Annotated in this window: 15 protein-coding genes and 3 pseudogenes; 5 read left to right on the plus strand and 13 right to left on the minus strand. The window is 58.3% G+C overall.

The genetic code is table 11. The annotated features are described in order from the left end of the window. Window positions 1–125 precede the first annotated feature (125 nt). A pseudogene (locus D2T30_RS07650) lies at window positions 126–512 on the plus strand (transposase); the annotation flags it as partial. 601 nt (window positions 513–1113) lie between these two features. Here the strand turns inward: D2T30_RS07650 and D2T30_RS07655 are convergent. From D2T30_RS07655 to D2T30_RS07690, 8 genes are all read right to left on the minus strand, one after another. Then, entirely contained in the window at window positions 1114–1389 is a 276-nt protein-coding gene (locus tag D2T30_RS07655) for a type II toxin-antitoxin system RelE/ParE family toxin (RefSeq protein WP_128208396.1), read from the minus strand. Then, complete coding sequence (gene relB, locus D2T30_RS07660; protein WP_128208397.1) at window positions 1382–1675, minus strand: type II toxin-antitoxin system RelB family antitoxin; 294 nt, start codon at window positions 1673–1675, stop codon at window positions 1382–1384. Before relB ends, D2T30_RS07655 begins: the two co-directional genes overlap by 8 nt. Window positions 1676–1740: 65 nt before the next feature. Then, the gene (locus D2T30_RS07665) at window positions 1741–1920 is read right to left on the minus strand and encodes a hypothetical protein (protein ID WP_241651220.1); all 180 of its coding nucleotides are present in this window, start codon (window positions 1918–1920) and stop codon (window positions 1741–1743) included. A 100-nt stretch (window positions 1921–2020) separates the two neighbouring features. Continuing rightward, entirely contained in the window at window positions 2021–3001 is a 981-nt protein-coding gene (locus tag D2T30_RS07670; protein WP_164884247.1) for an ATP-binding protein, read from the minus strand. Then, window positions 2998–5187, minus strand: coding sequence for a Mu transposase C-terminal domain-containing protein (locus D2T30_RS07675; RefSeq protein WP_128208400.1), 2190 nt, complete (start codon window positions 5185–5187; stop codon window positions 2998–3000). Before D2T30_RS07675 ends, D2T30_RS07670 begins: the two co-directional genes overlap by 4 nt. Beyond that, window positions 5184–5942: a hypothetical protein gene (locus D2T30_RS07680; RefSeq protein WP_128208401.1), complete on the minus strand. Its 759-nt coding sequence runs from the start codon at window positions 5940–5942 to the stop codon at window positions 5184–5186. Before D2T30_RS07680 ends, D2T30_RS07675 begins: the two co-directional genes overlap by 4 nt. A gap of 56 nt (window positions 5943–5998) precedes the next feature. Next, the gene (locus D2T30_RS07685; RefSeq protein WP_128208402.1) at window positions 5999–7942 is read right to left on the minus strand and encodes a TniQ family protein; all 1944 of its coding nucleotides are present in this window, start codon (window positions 7940–7942) and stop codon (window positions 5999–6001) included. 229 nt (window positions 7943–8171) lie between these two features. After that, window positions 8172–8369 (minus strand): helix-turn-helix domain-containing protein, encoded by a 198-nt coding sequence (locus D2T30_RS07690; RefSeq protein WP_128187354.1) that lies wholly within the window; start codon window positions 8367–8369, stop codon window positions 8172–8174. Between the two features lie 440 nt (window positions 8370–8809). On the opposite strand from D2T30_RS07690, the gene D2T30_RS07695 reads away from it, so the two are divergent. From D2T30_RS07695 to D2T30_RS07705, 3 genes are all read left to right on the plus strand, one after another. Next, a complete protein-coding gene (locus D2T30_RS07695; RefSeq protein ID WP_128208403.1) occupies window positions 8810–9190 on the plus strand; it encodes a hypothetical protein in 381 nt (126 codons plus the stop codon). Between the two features lie 66 nt (window positions 9191–9256). Next, a complete protein-coding gene (locus D2T30_RS07700) occupies window positions 9257–9643 on the plus strand; it encodes an HVO_A0114 family putative DNA-binding protein (protein WP_128208404.1) in 387 nt (128 codons plus the stop codon). 188 nt (window positions 9644–9831) lie between these two features. Beyond that, window positions 9832–10152 (plus strand): hypothetical protein, encoded by a 321-nt coding sequence (locus D2T30_RS07705; RefSeq protein WP_128208405.1) that lies wholly within the window; start codon window positions 9832–9834, stop codon window positions 10150–10152. A 27-nt stretch (window positions 10153–10179) separates the two neighbouring features. Here D2T30_RS07705 and D2T30_RS07710 read toward each other — a convergent pair. From D2T30_RS07710 to D2T30_RS07725, 4 genes and pseudogenes are all read right to left on the minus strand, one after another. After that, window positions 10180–10416: pseudogene (locus tag D2T30_RS07710) on the minus strand (IS66 family transposase); the annotation flags it as partial. Between the two features lie 231 nt (window positions 10417–10647). Continuing rightward, a complete protein-coding gene (locus D2T30_RS23030; RefSeq protein ID WP_164884248.1) occupies window positions 10648–10968 on the minus strand; it encodes a hypothetical protein in 321 nt (106 codons plus the stop codon). 334 nt (window positions 10969–11302) lie between these two features. Beyond that, window positions 11303–12514 (minus strand): hypothetical protein, encoded by a 1212-nt coding sequence (locus D2T30_RS07720; protein WP_241651221.1) that lies wholly within the window; start codon window positions 12512–12514, stop codon window positions 11303–11305. 265 nt (window positions 12515–12779) lie between these two features. Beyond that, window positions 12780–13186 (minus strand): annotated as a pseudogene (locus D2T30_RS07725) (transposase); the annotation flags it as partial. Window positions 13187–13286: 100 nt separating this feature from the next. On the opposite strand from D2T30_RS07725, the gene D2T30_RS07730 reads away from it, so the two are divergent. Beyond that, a protein-coding gene (locus D2T30_RS07730; RefSeq protein ID WP_128208406.1) for an IS3 family transposase occupies window positions 13287–14389 on the plus strand; the annotation gives its coding sequence in 2 pieces (ribosomal slippage) (window positions 13287–13548 and window positions 13548–14389; 1104 coding nt in all). 745 nt (window positions 14390–15134) lie between these two features. Here the strand turns inward: D2T30_RS07730 and D2T30_RS07735 are convergent. Further along, window positions 15135–15650 carry a hypothetical protein gene (locus D2T30_RS07735; RefSeq protein WP_206612885.1) on the minus strand — a complete coding sequence of 172 codons (516 nt, stop codon included), beginning with the start codon at window positions 15648–15650 and terminating at the stop codon, window positions 15135–15137. Window positions 15651–15679 lie beyond the last annotated feature (29 nt).

A 15679-nucleotide genomic window follows, 5' to 3' on the forward strand; every position in this document is an offset into this window, starting at 1 on the left:
GTTCACCTGCTCAGTCATGAACCGCTTCACATCACTCGGCACGCCCGAGACCGTCCGCAGGCGCTGACCATAGCCGGGAAAGAGACAAATCCGACCTCATCCCGAATAGCGCAACAAAGCCGTCCGCAGGCGAAGAGCTGATCTACGGCTACACCACCGAGGAGCGCGGCGTTCAGGTTCAGCGATACTGGATCAACGAATGCCAGACCTGCCCGTTGCAAAACCGATGCACCACAGGCACGGAACGCCGCATCACCCGATGGGAGCACGAACATCTGATCGACGCGATGCGCGAAAGGCTGAGCCGGGACACCGATCCGATGACGCTTCGCCGCTGCACCGTCGAGCACCCCTTCGGCACGATCAAGGCCTGGATGGGGCACACCCATTTCCTGACCCGCACGCTGAAAAACGTGCGCACCGAAATGGCGCTGAACGTTCTGGCCTACAACATCAAGCGGGTGGTTTCCCTGATCGGGATCCGGCGTCTGATGCAGGCCATTCCGGCCTGATCAGGCCTTTCTGCCCCACCTCCGGCGCCGCACTGCGTCTGGCGAGGCTTATCGGGCCGCCACCCGTTCGAAAGGAAGACCTGACGTCGCTATGCCGGGCAGCACGGAAAATCACCCTCCGACAGGCCCCGCCACCAAATTTTGACACAGCCTCGGCCGAACATGTCAGACGCCCCCTGCCGAGCCGCATGACTGCCGCACGCACTTTCGGCGGGAAAGATCTACTTTGCGGGAGTTCTGTGCGCCAAGAAACATGTTGACAGCAATCCGGCAATCTTATGCTTCCGATTTGCACTGTTATGCTTCGCTGACAGCTGACACTAATGTCACGGAATCATAACAGTGCGATCTCTGACAGTTCTCGAAACGAATCGGCGGCAAGTTACTGAACATAATTGCTTATTATCGGACTCCACGAGCCCGGAAGCAATTGCGTGCACAGTGGAAGCATATCCGTGCAAATCCGCACGGGCCACATTGGGCATGAAAAAAAGCCCGCCAAAGCGGGCCTCATGGAACTGGGTTGTATGTAAAGCCCGGCGAGCAGCGCCGCCGTTAAGATGCGGCTTATCGCCGATGGTTCACCACTGAGCCCAGATGGTCAGGGCCACATCTGGGCCGCATGCAAAACACGCAGGATCGAGATCAGATCGGGCGTTTCCCGATAGATCACAAGGTAATTCGGTCGAACAACCATCTCGCGCGTGCCAATCATCCGCCCTACCCGATAGGCCTGCGGTTGCTCCGGCAGATGGCCGACCTTGACCTCGATCTCTTCCAGTAAAGCCAGTGCGGCGGCCGGGTTGTCATCTGAGATGTATTCGAAAATGACCCGCAGATCCTCGCGCGCGGTCCAGCGCCATTCCAGTTCAGGCACGGCGCTTTCGGTCGATCATTTCGCGCATCTCAGCCATGACCTCGGCATGGGGCACGGCCGGACGGTCATCATCCAGCGCTTCGCGCACTTTCGCCCGAAACCAGATATCATATGCGTCGGGATCCGCGGTCAGACCGGCCGGAAGGCCGCCTTCTCGGGCCACCCTGGTCAGTAGGATGCGCACCGCATCCGAGAGAGTCAGACCGACTCCCGCCAGGGCTTCACTCGCCTGAGCCTTGAGCGCGTCGTCCACGCGGACATGCAACATTGAAGTACGTGCAGGCATTGAACAGCTCCAATCATTGAAATTACCGTATCTCATTTGAGACCGTTCGGCAATCTGGGTGCATCTCATCGTGGCCAGTCGTGCTTCGAGGCGATCGCCGCGAAAACTTCATCCGCAGGAACGATCTTGCCGTCGCGGGCAGCACTGACGCCAGCTCGTATACGGGCTGTCTGCCATTCATTGGTGTGGCCTGTGACATCTGCCGTGGTGATGGTGGCCGGCATAGACACCGGAAATGTCGGCATGTTACTTACTCCTCGTTGACATGTCGTCATCGTAGCTCATCCAGCCTGTTCTGGGTTTGCCAATCGCATCGTCGTGGCTGTGTTCTGGCCATCGGCAACCTCATCGTTGCGCTGCCGCCCGCTTGTTTTCCCAAAGCTCGAACATCTTTTCCCCCTTGAACAACGGCTCGAACTTCTCGATCGAAAACGGCGAGTACCCCGGTGCGAGGGCAGTGCGGGCGGTGAACGCCCGGCAGAAGTGCTCTGATGTCAGAGCCATATCAGCGGAGTTTCGTGCCGCGACACAGGCGTCGATCAACGGTTCGATGGCCAGCCCCCACCGATTGCCGCAGGCGCAGGCGAGGCGGCGGAAGAAGTCGAGCGAGCTGAGACCCGAAAAATCCACCCCTGCCTTGTCGGCATAGGCGAAGCACAGGCTGTTCAATTCTTGCTGATCCTCGGGGCGTTGCAAGCCTATTTCATGAAACTGGACCGGGCGCAGGAGGTAGGCCAGCTGCTCTTCGCTGGCGATATGCCCGACCAGTTCATCCACGCCCGAGAGCACCAGCATCAACGGCCAATCCGGATTCTTCAGCAGGGATTTGAAGCTGTCGAGGATCATGGCCCGGCCCTCGACGCTTTTTCGGGGGAAGATGTGCTGGCACTCGTCGTAATGAATGCCATGCACGCCCTGAGCCCGAGCCTGAAACCCTACCATATCCCAGATTTCTGTTTGTGTCATCTTGCCCCGCGTCGGCAGATGAAGCCCCTCTCGCAGAGTGTGTACTCCAAGGTCTTTCCAAGTCATGGTGCCTGCGAGCATGACGCTGACGATTTTTGCCGGCCTGCCATCTGGCATGGCGGTTTCACCATCGTTGACCTTCGCAAGCAGATGCTCGATTTCCGCCGACTTCCCTGTTCGTGAAGGCCCGGTTACCAAGAGGCCGCGCGCCTCGAACCGGCGGCCGAGTAAGGCCTTGGACCAATAGTCGGTCAGCATCCATTCGAACCCCTCGCGCAACTTTTGCGCGCGCGGGAAGGTGTAATGGGCGCCGCGCAGATCGGCAAAGGCCTGAGCGGTATTGGTGTTCACAAAGCTCATGTCAGTTTGCCCGTGGTATTCGGGCGGCCGAAGGGCGCGGGTTGCGGCAGGTCTTCCGGCTCTGAGATTTGCCCATCGATTGGGGGCGAAAAACCTGCACCGATGTCCCATGCCTCCGACATCTCACCAAGGTTGCCGATCATACCTGGGGCCAGCGTCCCTGCCATTGGCTCGGGCCGGTGCGCGTGCATCCCCGCCATAAGGCGATTGGCCTTCGTTTGAGCCTCGTTGCGCGTCATGTAGCTGCGCGGGATATCGCGCTCGATGGCGTCTTTGCGCAGCATATCGAACCGTTCCGAGCGGATACGCGCCAGCCGCAGATCGATGTCCTTGGTGTCCAGAGGGTCTTCTGCGCGCAAGGTCTGAACGTGGGCAAGAAATTCCGGAAACGTCATGTCGCGCGCCCCGGTCCAGCTGAGGTCAGCCATGATCAGACCGGGGAAGCCTTGCACCACAACGGTCACTTCATTGGTGCTATCCGGGTCGATAAAAACTGCAACTTTACGGTGAGCGCTATCGCGATGGCGCTGCAAGGCGGGCGAATTATAGGGCAACCCAAGCACCTTGATGCCCTCGTCGGTAATCGTCGCCTCAAAGCGCCATCCAAGATGCAATCGCCGATTTTGCGGGGAAACTGGTGGAGTGCCCCAGCCGTCCCTGGCCAGCCTTTCGGCAACATCCAAGGGGCGTTGGCCCATGAATGTTGTGCCATAATTGCGCTCCAAAGGGTATTCGTCGATCAGGTACTTTGTGATGATCGCATATAGCTCTGCACGGATATAGGCTGCGGATTTGATCGCGTCATAGCCTTCCAGGGCGCCTGCGCGGTTGCCGGTATAGCCATGGATCAGATTGAATAGGCGGGTCTCCATGCTGCCGAAGAAACGCTCGACATAAGGCTTGTCGCCACTGTGATAGGCGCGCACATCAACGATCTGGGCGGCCATGCCCAGCAAGGCTGTTTTGACCGCACCGTTGCGCAGGCCTACACCGTTGTCGTTGCGAACGCAGGCGATACCCACGGCGGGCATCGGATCAGACTCGCAGCCGTAGATAATTCTCTCTCTTTCTTTGCTGCGCGTCGCCATACGCAGCACTTCAAGCGTTGCCTCGGCATTTGGCGCATCCGCCAATACCCATCCCAGTGGCATACGCGTCGCGACATCAAGCGCCACAACCAGCCACAATCGTGTTTTCACGAATGCGTCCAGTTTCTGTAGCGCGGTCTTTTCCTCGACAGAAAGGCGCTGCCACATTCCCACCCGGCGCGTGATCGTGATTAGAGAAATCTTGTTTTCGTCGATTTCGACCAGTTCGCCGACCGAAAGGGCATGTTCATCTGTGCGGCCCCGCGTGCGGGCGTTTACGGTTGCACGCTCGCCGCTTCGAGCAATAGCCAAAGCCGTGGCACCAATCGCCTGCATGTGATCCGAGACAGTTTTGCGCGAAACAGGCCGTAAGTCCTCAAGGCCATTCGCCGCGCGTTTAACATTTTCCAGCGTGATCAGGCTTTCATGACGCCGATGAACTACTGCCGCGTTCGGCTGCTTCAAGTCAAGCGCGACATCGTCGATGGCTTGGTCAATCAACTCTCGCACGCGAAACGAAATGCGGGAAGTGCGATTACCCCGCATCCACGTCTGGTCAACCAGCGCCATTTCATCATAGCCGGATTGAACAAATCGATCCCAATAAATGAACAGCGTTCGCCCCTTTGGCATCGTGGCGACCAAACGGATTGACCCACCGCGCAGCGCTATGCCTATAGGGCGTGTCGTGTAATGCTGACGCGCAACGTCAAGGATTTTGCGGCGAGTCTCGAGCACATTCAGGTTGGATGCTCTGACAGGCTGGCCCTGTGCGGCGAGCGCCTCAACACCAAAGACCAGAGCTTTTCGGAAATCCAGCTCGTCGCGGTGCTGCGGTGAGAGTTGATCGCGGTGCATTAGCTTGCCACGTCTCAGCCTGGCAAGAGTTGCCGTCGCGTGGGCATGCCCAGCTGATTGCGACGCCCCCGGGTGGGTCGATTTCGTAAGATATTCTTGCAGCGTCCATATTTCTTGTCGACCTGTCTCGAGGCTTTCTGCGCGCACGGTGCCGCCAGGCGATGGATACAGGAGGTGGCTCAAACCATTTTTGGTCAACTGGGTTCCGGGCGCGATCATCGGACGAAATTCTAGCGTCATGCTTTAACCCTCCAAATCCGGGAGCGATCGCAGATGACGGCATCCATATCTGCTTGCAGCAAGCCACATGCGACCAGGCGCAGGCAGGCCCTGAAAATCCTTCCAGATGACAGGTCGATGGTACGGAACAGATCGCTGACGCGCCAAAGAGTGACGAGGTTGGTAGCCGCAGTCATCACGATCGTATCGGCTTCGGGATCAGGTTCGAAAGCCACGGCCTGATGCATGCGGCGGAGGTTGTCTCTCCGCGCGCGGCTGTAGGCATCGGCATCAATAACCACGAATTTATGGGCTTCATGAGCCGGTGCCGCCCTCCATATAGCTCGGATTTCTTCTTTAACACTTGACTTGGTCAAACTCTCTGAGTTGCGCACGAACATCAGGCAGCGAAGCCCTGAGCGGAAGGTGATCCTCAGATCAATGGTGTGTAAGTGGGTGCTGCCGTCTGGCCGCTGATAGTAAAACTGAAGGGGCTGGAACTCTACATCATGGATGTCGGGATTGATCAAAGCCTCATGTGCCACGGCCAGTTCCGCCAGGCTTTCAGCCAGACCGACTTTCGGCTGCCAATTGTTCGCCCCAGTTCTGTATTTAAACGTAACTTTCTGACTGACACTGCTGGTAGTCAGCGGATTTCTTACACCCGTAAAGGGCAACACCCCAGGGATCGGGCGTAGCTCGATCTTACCCGCTGATTTAAGCTTGGGCTGACCATAGGCCCATTCGTCGTGATCGACAATATATTGACTATGCATGACTTATACCTCCGCAACTCGGCAGAACCGATTGCTTTCTATATTCTAAGGGATGTTCAGTTCGGGAACAGGCTGTGAAGCCGCGCCTCATCGACAAGAAGGAGCCGCGCTAAACGCTCTCCACCCGGAAAGTAAGCGATGCGCTCGATGTCGGTGCGCCGGAAGATTTTTCGGCTATCTCCAGCCAACGGCAAAGGCGCGATACCATGCGCGACGATATAACGCTGTGTCTCTTCGAAGTTTGCCCTTCTGGTGCCGCTCAACGCGCGAAGAACGATGTATTCATTCGCAAAAACCTCAATATCAGCGTGCCGAAACAAACGAACCGCGCGGTTTGCAAGGCGAAAATCTACCATGACCCCGGGCAAGAATCCGCCCTTGGCAAGAGCATGAATGGTGCCCGGCTTTACGCCCATCAGCTTGGCCGCCGAAGCCGCTGTCATAAATTCGGCAGGAAATTCGGACAGGCGCAGATGAATAGCGACTAAGTTCACATAAAAGTCCGGCAACCTGAACGGCGCATCAATCGGTGAGGTAAGGCGGAATTCACCGGAAAGTGCGCGTGTAAGTAATGCGGCAATCGTGCAGTGGCACCGCGCTGCTGCTTCGGGCAGTGGCACATGGTCCGAGTTTGGCGTGATGCAACAATCGGTGGCAGCCTGAAGACGCCGCACGAAACGAACTATTTCGTCCTCATGAAAAACTGGCATACCCTCATCATCAATCAGGAAGTGCGGGTTTATTACTCGATCTGCGCAGAGACGCTCCATCGTATATCGATCCGCGCCGATCGTGCTGCGCGTAACAGCGAAAGAAGTAAACTTTCGAACCTCTGCGACTGCGGTGTCCATGATTCCGCGAGGAATGAGCGTGGCGCGATCGCTGATCGTATTGCTAGAAGTTTTTCCTTGTATTGCGCCAACCAAGCTGAGTTGCCGATTCAGTAGGGAAATCGGAACATCAGATTCTTTTGCCGCAATGCCGATCGTTACTACCCGTGAGGTATGGGATACTTCCCCCAAAACGGAAGTCCCGTCGGGAACATGGAAATTATTGAGGATGAATTCGCGTACCAGGCGGCGGAGTTCGTCGAAAGCTTCATCTTTGCGCCGCTCGCGAAGACAGGCTAACAATGGAGTGTAAAGCTTACCGTAGTCCGCCTGATCGGCACCCGCCCTCGCCTGAAGTTCCTTGAGGCAGGATGTAATTCTGGCCGGTCCATCACGGAAGACTTGGAAGCCAGCAGCACCAGCTTCAATCAGGTTTTGTGCCGAAAGAGCATGAGCACGGGCATTCGAGCCGAACTGCATGAGCGTCCCAAGGGCTTCGCAAAAGAGTGCAACTACATGAAATTCGAAGCGGTCTGCCCAGTCTTCACATCGGCCCTTTGCAATCCGGTCAAGCAGATGGGCTTCGAGCATTTGTGCGTTTTTGGGTATGGATGTCGGCGGGGACGGTCTCCAGGCGCGTAGGTGCGGGATGATGTCGTGGGCTTCTCGGGTTGTGCAACCAAGCCTGTTGCGCTCAAGCACGACGCGATGCCGATGACAGCTGCGAATGGAGCCGACCTGCCAAATTCCTCGCTGAAAGAGGCCGGCATCGCCATCGACGGCCCTGTCCTCCAGCAGGCAAACAGGACAGATTTGGCCGCCTATCCGTTGGAACACCGAAAATTTGATCCGCTCTCGCCCAAGCACAAACCAACCCGGCTCGGTCAAGCAGGGCGTATTGAATAGGAGCCGTTCAGGATCGGCAGCCGTGAGCCGCGCAACGCTTCGGACTTCATCCTCGCGACCGTTGGCGAGTTCCCGGAACAAAATCTGCTGGTCGGCGCATGCATCCTGAAGGCGGTCATACCCGTTTGCCCGCGCGGCTCTGCCCAGCAATGAAGCGGCGGTTTCGCCGTGACCCGCCAGGACCGGGATGGGAAAGGAACGCCTTGAAGGCGCGACGAAGCCTCCCGCCGCTTCACGCGGCCAGGTGAGAACTTTGACTGTCATGGTTTGCTTGGCAGTCCGCGCGCATTTGGCGGCAAAAGCCGTCTTCAGGCGCGCGCCTGCATCTCCTTCATCAGGTTGAACTGTTCCGCCCGATGGCGGCGCGCCATCGGATGGTTGACTTTCGCGATGATTTCAGGGATGAAGATCTTGTCGGAAGTTTCTCGGCGACTGACAGACCTTCATCTGAAGGACGAGGCCTTTTCGCGTTGGCGCGCGGAAGGCCTTTTTCTTATGACTTCATGAGATGATCCTTTTCATACCTCTCGGGGAAGAGCTCTTGGGGTGTTGTACTGAGCGCTTTCGCAATGGCGCTTTGGATTCTATGAGACCGCCCTCGGCCGATCGAGCATGAGCTGACGCTCGTGCGCGTCACGCCCAAATTTCGCGCAATATCTGCGAAAGAAGTGCCTGCAAGCCGAAGCTTCATGCGAAGGGTTTCGTGACGATGGCGATCTTGATCCACGCTGACAGCCTTAGTGCTAAAGTACACTTGAGACTGTGGCGCATCCCGATTCGCGGTGCAAGATGCCGATTCGGAGCGGTAACCCGGATCGTACCAAATCTCCCAACAGGTTCTTCCTCAGCTATTTTGATACTATTTTCAATGGATTAGGTTTTCGCAAAGATCACATTCATGCCCAAAGCATTGTCCTCATTGAAGATTTTCACAGAACCCAACGCAACGTCATTTGGAGCGCGTCTTGAAGAAACCGGAAAATTTCGTCTTCAGGAGCGCAAGGGGAAAATAAATACGGTAATCATATTTTCGTGATGATCGGCCAGGCGGACACGATACCCGACAGCCAAAGGTTTTCGAAGCCATATGTTCTCTATATGTTCCAGTCCGTAATGATTGGAGGTCATAAGATGCGGACACTGATGAGTGAAGCGGAAGAGTGGGTGTCTCGCCTTCGCGAGCGAGTTCGAACGTCCGAGGCTGAAGCTATCGTAGACGACGAGGCAAGCCTGATCAGCCTTTTGGTGTGTGACCTTAAACGCGCCGAAAAAAGAACGATGTCGGCAATCGTCGCACATGAGATCAACAAAGCACGGGCGCGGGGCAAGCCACATGGACGCCCGCGGTCGATGACTCCGGAGCGCATAGCTGTTGCCATCGCAATGGCGAGGGTGGGGCAGTCAGGTCAGATCATCTGGAAGACGCTGGCCGCTATGCCGGGGCCGCAGATCGGGCGCTCGGCTTATTATCTCTGGCTCAAAGGCCATCGCACAAATCCGCAGCATCTGTGAAATTGGATTCCACGCGAAGCGGCTGCGACCTGACCGCGCGTCGGCCAATACGGAAAAGGATGCGGAATGAACACGCTCACCATTCGCCTGAGTACCATGTCCGACACGAGGGCTCGCATTTCCCGAGCGACCAAGCTCGCCCTCGCAGGGAAGACTGTCCGGGCGGTTCCTACGCTGAATTTCGCCAGCTTCGACCACATGCACCGTGTGCTGGCATCATCACGCATCGCCATCCTGAGGGCTTTGATGGGGCAAGGTGTGCTGTCGATCTGCAAGCTGGCGGACCTGACCGACAGTGATGTGAAGGCGGTGGATCACGACGTGGCCATACTTGTGAAAGCCGGCATCGTTGACCGCAACCAAAGCGGGGTCGAGTTCCCCTATGATAGTCTCCATTTCGAGTTCGATATCAGCCTGACAATTGAGGCAGTCCGTAGAGAACGGATCACCTGAGCATTCGTCGATTCCACGTTACAGTATGGACTTCATGCCGCAATTTGATGATGTTCGCTTCGAGTTCGATGTCAGGGTGTCAGTGTAAGCAGCCTTGGGGAATCACGATGACCTAACCACCTCTCCGTTCCGCGCAGCACCGCGAATTCCTCGCGGCCATTTTCTATGCGCGCATGACAGGAGAGAATATGCACCCCAAGGATTTACCCCGGATACAAGGGCGCGCGTTTGACATCGAGACGCTTCAGCATGAGGCGCTATCCCTCGCGAAACAGGCCCGGAAGGGTCCGACATGGATCAGGCAGGGTGGCAGGATCGCCTATGTGGTGATGACCGAAGAAGTCTTCGATGAGGTTTGGCCCGACAAGCAGCGCGCGTTGAGCCTTCACGACATGCCGTTACGTTACGAGCAAATGCTGCTGCAAGGCCTGGAAGAAAATGCGGCCCGACTTCTAGCGGAAAAGTCCGACCAAAATGCGCCGAACTTGCGTATTATCGAGACTGAATAGTTCTCACCTTGCCCGCGCTGTGCAATTCTTGTGGGCATGTGCCCAACAGAAGGCCAGCCGCAAAGGGGGTGCCCCCGTGCGTTTCGGCGTGGCGAGATGGGTATAGGCACCATAGGCATCGACCTGGATCGTGTCATCGAAGCCGTCGAGGATTTCGGGGGCATATTTCCGCTTTCGGCCGGGCCGGTAGTGGAACACCACGCGGGGCGGCGCGGTGCCGCCCCAACCGCGGTCTTCGCGCAAATAGGCCCCGAGATAGCCGGTTTACCGCCTCGCTAACAGTAATGCCGGCAAGTGGCGTTGATCCCGATCCAGACATCTGACGACGATTGGCGCTGACGGGCGAGTGCGCCATGGCACGAGCCAGCTACGTGGGAAGCGTGCGCGCCATGGCGCACATCCTCACCAACCGGCCTGGTTTTGCTCCGCCACCATGGACGACTTTTGCGCCGCCGTTGACAGCCGTCCTCGACTGTCCAGCTCGATATTGTTCTGCTAAACGGGCGGCGCCTGCTCGTGCCCTCGTCGGTGGACCCGGACGCATTGGCGCGGCGGCTGCCCATCCTTGAGGTCAAATGATTGCCTTCCCGGCGGGGGTGGACGCAGCAGGTAGCGGCAGATCAGGTCAACGGCCTGCGACCCTGAAGCCGTCAGCAGAATCGTCTCGAGGCTGATATCCAGGCCCTCCTCGGCAAACTGGCGCGCGAGGATCCGGCGCAGGTTGAGCGGGCCGAGACTGTTGCCATATTCGGTCAAAAGCGCATCCGGCCCGCTTGCCAGGCCGCGCAAAGCCCGTTGGATGGCAGCCTGCGGCATCCAGTCCGGTGGCACAGCCGCACCCCGGCTTCAGCACCTCCGGTTTCGCATCGAGCGACTGGCGGGACAGCGTAAGCAGCCTTCGGGAAGACGTGCCCGACCAATGCTCATCGAAGCTGCGGGTTTCTCACCTCGCTTTCTCTATAGAAAGTTCCGGCCCGAGCGGGCGACGCCGGTCTGGGCGGAAAGCGTCATCCGCGCTCATCCAGCAGTCCCAGCTCAACCCACATCCAGCTGAAATCGTATCGGCCAATCGGGCTGTCTGGTTGATGGGCGCTGCGGTTCTCGATCAGCTTCAGCCATTCACCGACCTCGCGCCGTCCCCTGGCCGATTTCACTGCCTGCCTGGGGGTCTTGTCCCCAGGGCCGGGATCGACTGGTCGAGAGTGTCGCGGTAATGCCGATCCATCTGCTCGCGGATGATCTGCTCGACGATTTTTGGCGGGATGTCATCCGATGCGGATTCAGGGTGATCACGATCGTTATTCTGCTCGGACATCATCTGTTCGACGGTGGTGATGGATGTGAACGGTGGGCACAGCAGTCCGCCTGTCGCCTTCGTTACCATCGCAATGCCGCGCTCGGCGCGAGCAGCAGAGTTCACCGTCAACACCAGAGTTTTGCCCTTCAGTTCCAGCATCCCAAGCACCGTTGCCTCATCGAACATGGGGGCCTCGCCCGACAAGCGTTTCGTCGCAGCGGCGCCGCGCTTCTTCGCGGCAAGCCAATGCCAGGTTTTAACGCCATCGGCTTCCAGCCCTTTCACCTTGCCGAGCCAGGCGGCAATATCTTTCTGCAACACTCCTTGGGCGAAGGGAAAGCGAACCTCATGGAAGACGAGAGGATCGCCGTCGCTGTTCGTCATCTCCGGCAGCTCCTGCGACGCAGCGGCCCGGTCCAGTTCCATGAATAGCCAGGCCGTGACGAAGAGCGGGGCGCAGCGGTGCAATTGCACGCGGTCAAGGCAGATATCCTGCGTCTTCTTCAGCTTCAGGACCTGACGGATGCCATCGGTCAGCATTTCCGTTGCTGCCGCCGAGAATGGCAGGAGCCCGCCTGAGATGACATGGTGATCGCGTCGTGGCACGACGCGCACGGCAATCTTGTCCCATTTTTTCAGGGATCGTGTGGCGGATTTTTCACGGACATTGATCAGTTCTTCATCGGACAGAAGATTCCGCAGGATCAGTCCATCGTCAGGCTGCACCTCTACCACCTCGTAGAGACTGATGACGGCATGACGCAGTCCCTCGATATAGGCGCGGTTCAGCGCCTTTTCCGACCAGCCGCGCCGCTTCAGGTACTGATCGATGATGTTTTCGTGGTTCTGGCCATATTCGCGCGACAACAGGTCTTCGAAGGCGCAGCCCCACAGGGTCATGGGCCAGTGATCCCCGACGATGTCGCCAAGTTCCTCGAAATCGACATCGAACTCCTCCATGGCGGGGCCGAAATGCTCATCGAGCACATCCTGAAGCCGCTCGCGCCAGATGTCGTCGCGACCGAGAAAACGCATCAGCCCTTCGAGATCGTGGCCGGATTTCATAGAAAGTCCTCAGGTTGGTTCGTGCTCTCAAACCGTACGCCGGCCCTCCCACTGGGTGAACGGGCAAGCGTCATTTCAGGAACGGCTCCCATGGCGGGGTAATCCTACCGTTTTAACGAGGCGTAGAAGTAGACTTCGAGCTATAATCGAAAGTTGGTGATGCCGGATCGCTGCTCGCGATCGCGTGAAATCACTGCCCGTCATCGCGCGAAACGGGCGCCCGCCATCATCTGAAATCACTGCCCGCCATCACGCGAAACACGCACTCACGGATTTCCGGGTTGTCGGGCGGTCGCTCACGCCGCACCGTCTTCGGATCGACACCGATCAGGACACAGGCCCGGCGTTGAGAGATCGGATGATCCTTCATCGCCCGCAGCACTGCGTCCCGCCGTTGCATCGGCGTCGTCAGGGCTTTCCCAGCAGATCCTTCAGAACCACATTGTCGAGCATGACATCTGCCACCAGACGCTTGAGCTTCGCATTCTCATCCTCGAGCTGCTTTAGCCGCTTGGCGTCGGACAGGTCCATACCGCCATACTTGGCCTTCAGCTTGTAGAACGTCGCGGGGCTCAACCCGTGCTTCCGGCAAAGCTCGGAGGTGGGCAAACCCGCCTCCTGTTCTTTGATCATCCCGATAATCTGCGCCTCGGTGAAACGGCTTTTCCTCATGTCGTCTGCTCCTTCAGGTTGCTCTGCCCCCTGGAAACTGGATCGTTTGAAACTGGAGTTTTCGGCTACGTTTCCCTGGCTGGGAGAGGAGCTGAGAACGATGAAGGCATCTAAGTTCACGGAGGCGCAGAAGGCGTTCATCCTGAGGCAGGGCGAAGAGGGCACGCCTGTTGCGGAGATCTGCCGCAAGGCGGGGATCAGCCAGGCGACCTACTTCAACTGGAAGAAGCGCTATGGCGGGTTGCTTCCCGACGAGATGCGACGGTTGAAGGCGCTCGAGGACGAGAATGCACGGCTGAAGAAGATCGTCGCGGACCTGACACTCGACCGGGAGATGCTGCAGGACGTCATTCGCCGAAAGCTCTGAGGCCTGCCCGGACGCGCAAGCTTGTCGACGGGATGTTGGTCGACTGGGGTGTCTCGATCCGGCGGGCCTGCCAGGCTCTTCGGTTTGACACCTCGAGTTACCATTACAGATCCCGCCGCCCCGGACAGGCCGGCCTTGAACTGCGGATCCGTGAGATCTGCGCGACGCGTGTGCGCTATGGCTACCGGCGCATCCATGTGCTGCTGCGGCGGGAGGGCTGGCAGGTGAACATCAAGAAGACGCGCAGGATTTACAATGAGTTGGGCCTGCAGCTGCGCAACAAGCATCCGAAGCGCCGGGTGAAGGCGAAGCTACGCGAGGACCGCCAGGAGGCCTCTGGACCGAACGAAGTATGGGCGATGGATTTTGTCCATGACCAGCTCGCCTTGGGCAAGAAACTGCGGATATTGACCATCGTGGATATCCATTCGCGTTATTGCCCGGCAACGGATCCACGATTTACCTACCGGGGCGAGGACGTGGTTCAGACCTTGGAACGGGTCTGTCGGCAGATCGGCTACCCGCAGACGATCAGGGTCGACAACGGCGGCGAGTTCATCTCCCGCGACCTTGATCTCTGGGCCTATGCCAACGGTGTCACATTGGACTTCTCCCGGCCTGGCAAGCCGACCGACAACGGCTTCATTGAGGCGTTCAACAGCAAGCTGCGGGCGGAATGCCTGAACGCCCACTGGTTCATGGATCTTGCGGATGCGCGCGAAAAGTTGGAGGCTTGGCGCAGAGACTACAACGAGGTCCGGCCTCACAGCGCGATCGGTTACAACGTGCCGATCGACCTGCATATTCCCGGTGGTGCAACCAGCCCGCCCCCGTGATCAGAGCCGCGAAACTCCAGATCGCGGCGGTCCAAACCCGGGGAGCAGAGCAAGGTTGGGCAGACTCTACATCACGGCGAGGGAACTTCCGGGGGGCAGGTCACTGTCGCCACCGCAATGGCGAAGGCGGGGCAGTCAGGTCAGATCATATGGAAGACGCTGGCCGCTATGCGGGACCGCAGATTGGAGGGAGCATCAAAACTGACTCGCTCCAGCGGACAGATCAGCCATTGCGCGACGGCACATCTGCCAACCAGCATTTGTCCAACAGCTGTGGCGCGAAGGCGGGAAGCGCGAAGACCTCACATATCGCAGCGTTTCCCGCCTTCGCTATCCCCCCACATCGTCAGGTTGGGCGGAGAGCGGACTAACGGCAGTGCGGCTTGGCGTTGGCAGAAACCTTGTCAATCCAGCCGTTCATGCAGAGCGCAGCGACAATCCAGTCGAAACGGCCATCAGGGGCGGCAAGCGGTCTGACGGCAGGGCAGCATGAGGCTAGCTGCAACTCAGGCGAGGCGGACACCTATACTCAGTGCACCGACCCCACCGCGACACTTTACGTGACCTGCCACTGAAGTTTTCTTCAGACACATAGACGCCGGTACAGTTAGCACATCCACCGTGCTGGTGTCGCTCAGTGGGTAGGGCACTCCAGACCCTAATCTGCCGTAAAGGCGCGGGGGATACTGCGCCCGACCTAGTACTGTCCGCCGCACCCGGACAATGGTTGCAACCCGTCCATCGGCTATACCTGTGGCCAGCGTGCAGAGACGGCTGCGCGCACTGGAGTTTGAACCGGCTCCGGTGCCTTGCGGATGTATTCGAGGGCGCGCGGCAAGTGCTCTTCTGGCTGGGCCTCGAGGAACCTGATAGATGCTTCGACCGAGAACGCCTCACCGGCGCGTTCCGCGAAGTTGTTTGCCAATGCTGTCCAGATCACTGCGTCGAAGTCGCTGGCGGCAAGCCATGCTTCTATCGCCATCACGGCTTTGGGGTGCCGCTCGATCGCTCGCGCGCTTGAGGCGCCGCCCTTAACGGCAAACCCGATGCCGTTGACATGCGCAAGCCCCTCGCGGCTCCGCAGGTTCTCTCGCGCGGCCTCAAGATCGTCGAATGCGCTGAGGGCAACATAGGTCTGGCATTGAACGCCTATATCGTCATCGATCACAAGGGTCAGTCGGCGCGGCGGATTGTCATTTCCAGAGACGCGGCAGAACTCGATCGGCAGGATCGGACCAATTGGGTTGAACCCGTCAACCAAAGCGAGTTCGCGTGGGTCCCAAGTTAACG

It is taken from the genome of Paenirhodobacter populi, assembly GCF_004022215.1.
Lineage (GTDB): Bacteria > Pseudomonadota > Alphaproteobacteria > Rhodobacterales > Rhodobacteraceae > Rhodobacter > Rhodobacter populi.

What these genes read in the sequence shown, in the direction of transcription:
- relB (WP_128208397.1), bottom strand. Translation starts at nt 1,675, where the DNA reads ATGCCTGCACGTACTTCAATGTTGCATGTCCGCGTGGACGACGCGCTC.
- D2T30_RS07665 (WP_241651220.1), bottom strand. Translation starts at nt 1,920, where the DNA reads ATGCCGACATTTCCGGTGTCTATGCCGGCCACCATCACCACGGCAGAT.
- D2T30_RS07670 (WP_164884247.1), bottom strand. Translation starts at nt 3,001, where the DNA reads ATGAGCTTTGTGAACACCAATACCGCTCAGGCCTTTGCCGATCTGCGC.
- D2T30_RS07675 (WP_128208400.1), bottom strand. Translation starts at nt 5,187, where the DNA reads ATGACGCTAGAATTTCGTCCGATGATCGCGCCCGGAACCCAGTTGACC.
- D2T30_RS07680 (WP_128208401.1), bottom strand. Translation starts at nt 5,942, where the DNA reads ATGCATAGTCAATATATTGTCGATCACGACGAATGGGCCTATGGTCAG.
- D2T30_RS07685 (WP_128208402.1), bottom strand. Translation starts at nt 7,942, where the DNA reads ATGACAGTCAAAGTTCTCACCTGGCCGCGTGAAGCGGCGGGAGGCTTC.
- D2T30_RS07690 (WP_128187354.1), bottom strand. Translation starts at nt 8,369, where the DNA reads ATGAAGCTTCGGCTTGCAGGCACTTCTTTCGCAGATATTGCGCGAAAT.
- D2T30_RS07695 (WP_128208403.1), top strand. Translation starts at nt 8,810, where the DNA reads ATGCGGACACTGATGAGTGAAGCGGAAGAGTGGGTGTCTCGCCTTCGC.
- D2T30_RS07700 (WP_128208404.1), top strand. Translation starts at nt 9,257, where the DNA reads ATGAACACGCTCACCATTCGCCTGAGTACCATGTCCGACACGAGGGCT.
- D2T30_RS07705 (WP_128208405.1), top strand. Translation starts at nt 9,832, where the DNA reads ATGCACCCCAAGGATTTACCCCGGATACAAGGGCGCGCGTTTGACATC.
- D2T30_RS23030 (WP_164884248.1), bottom strand. Translation starts at nt 10,968, where the DNA reads ATGCCGCAGGCTGCCATCCAACGGGCTTTGCGCGGCCTGGCAAGCGGG.
- D2T30_RS07720 (WP_241651221.1), bottom strand. Translation starts at nt 12,514, where the DNA reads ATGAAATCCGGCCACGATCTCGAAGGGCTGATGCGTTTTCTCGGTCGC.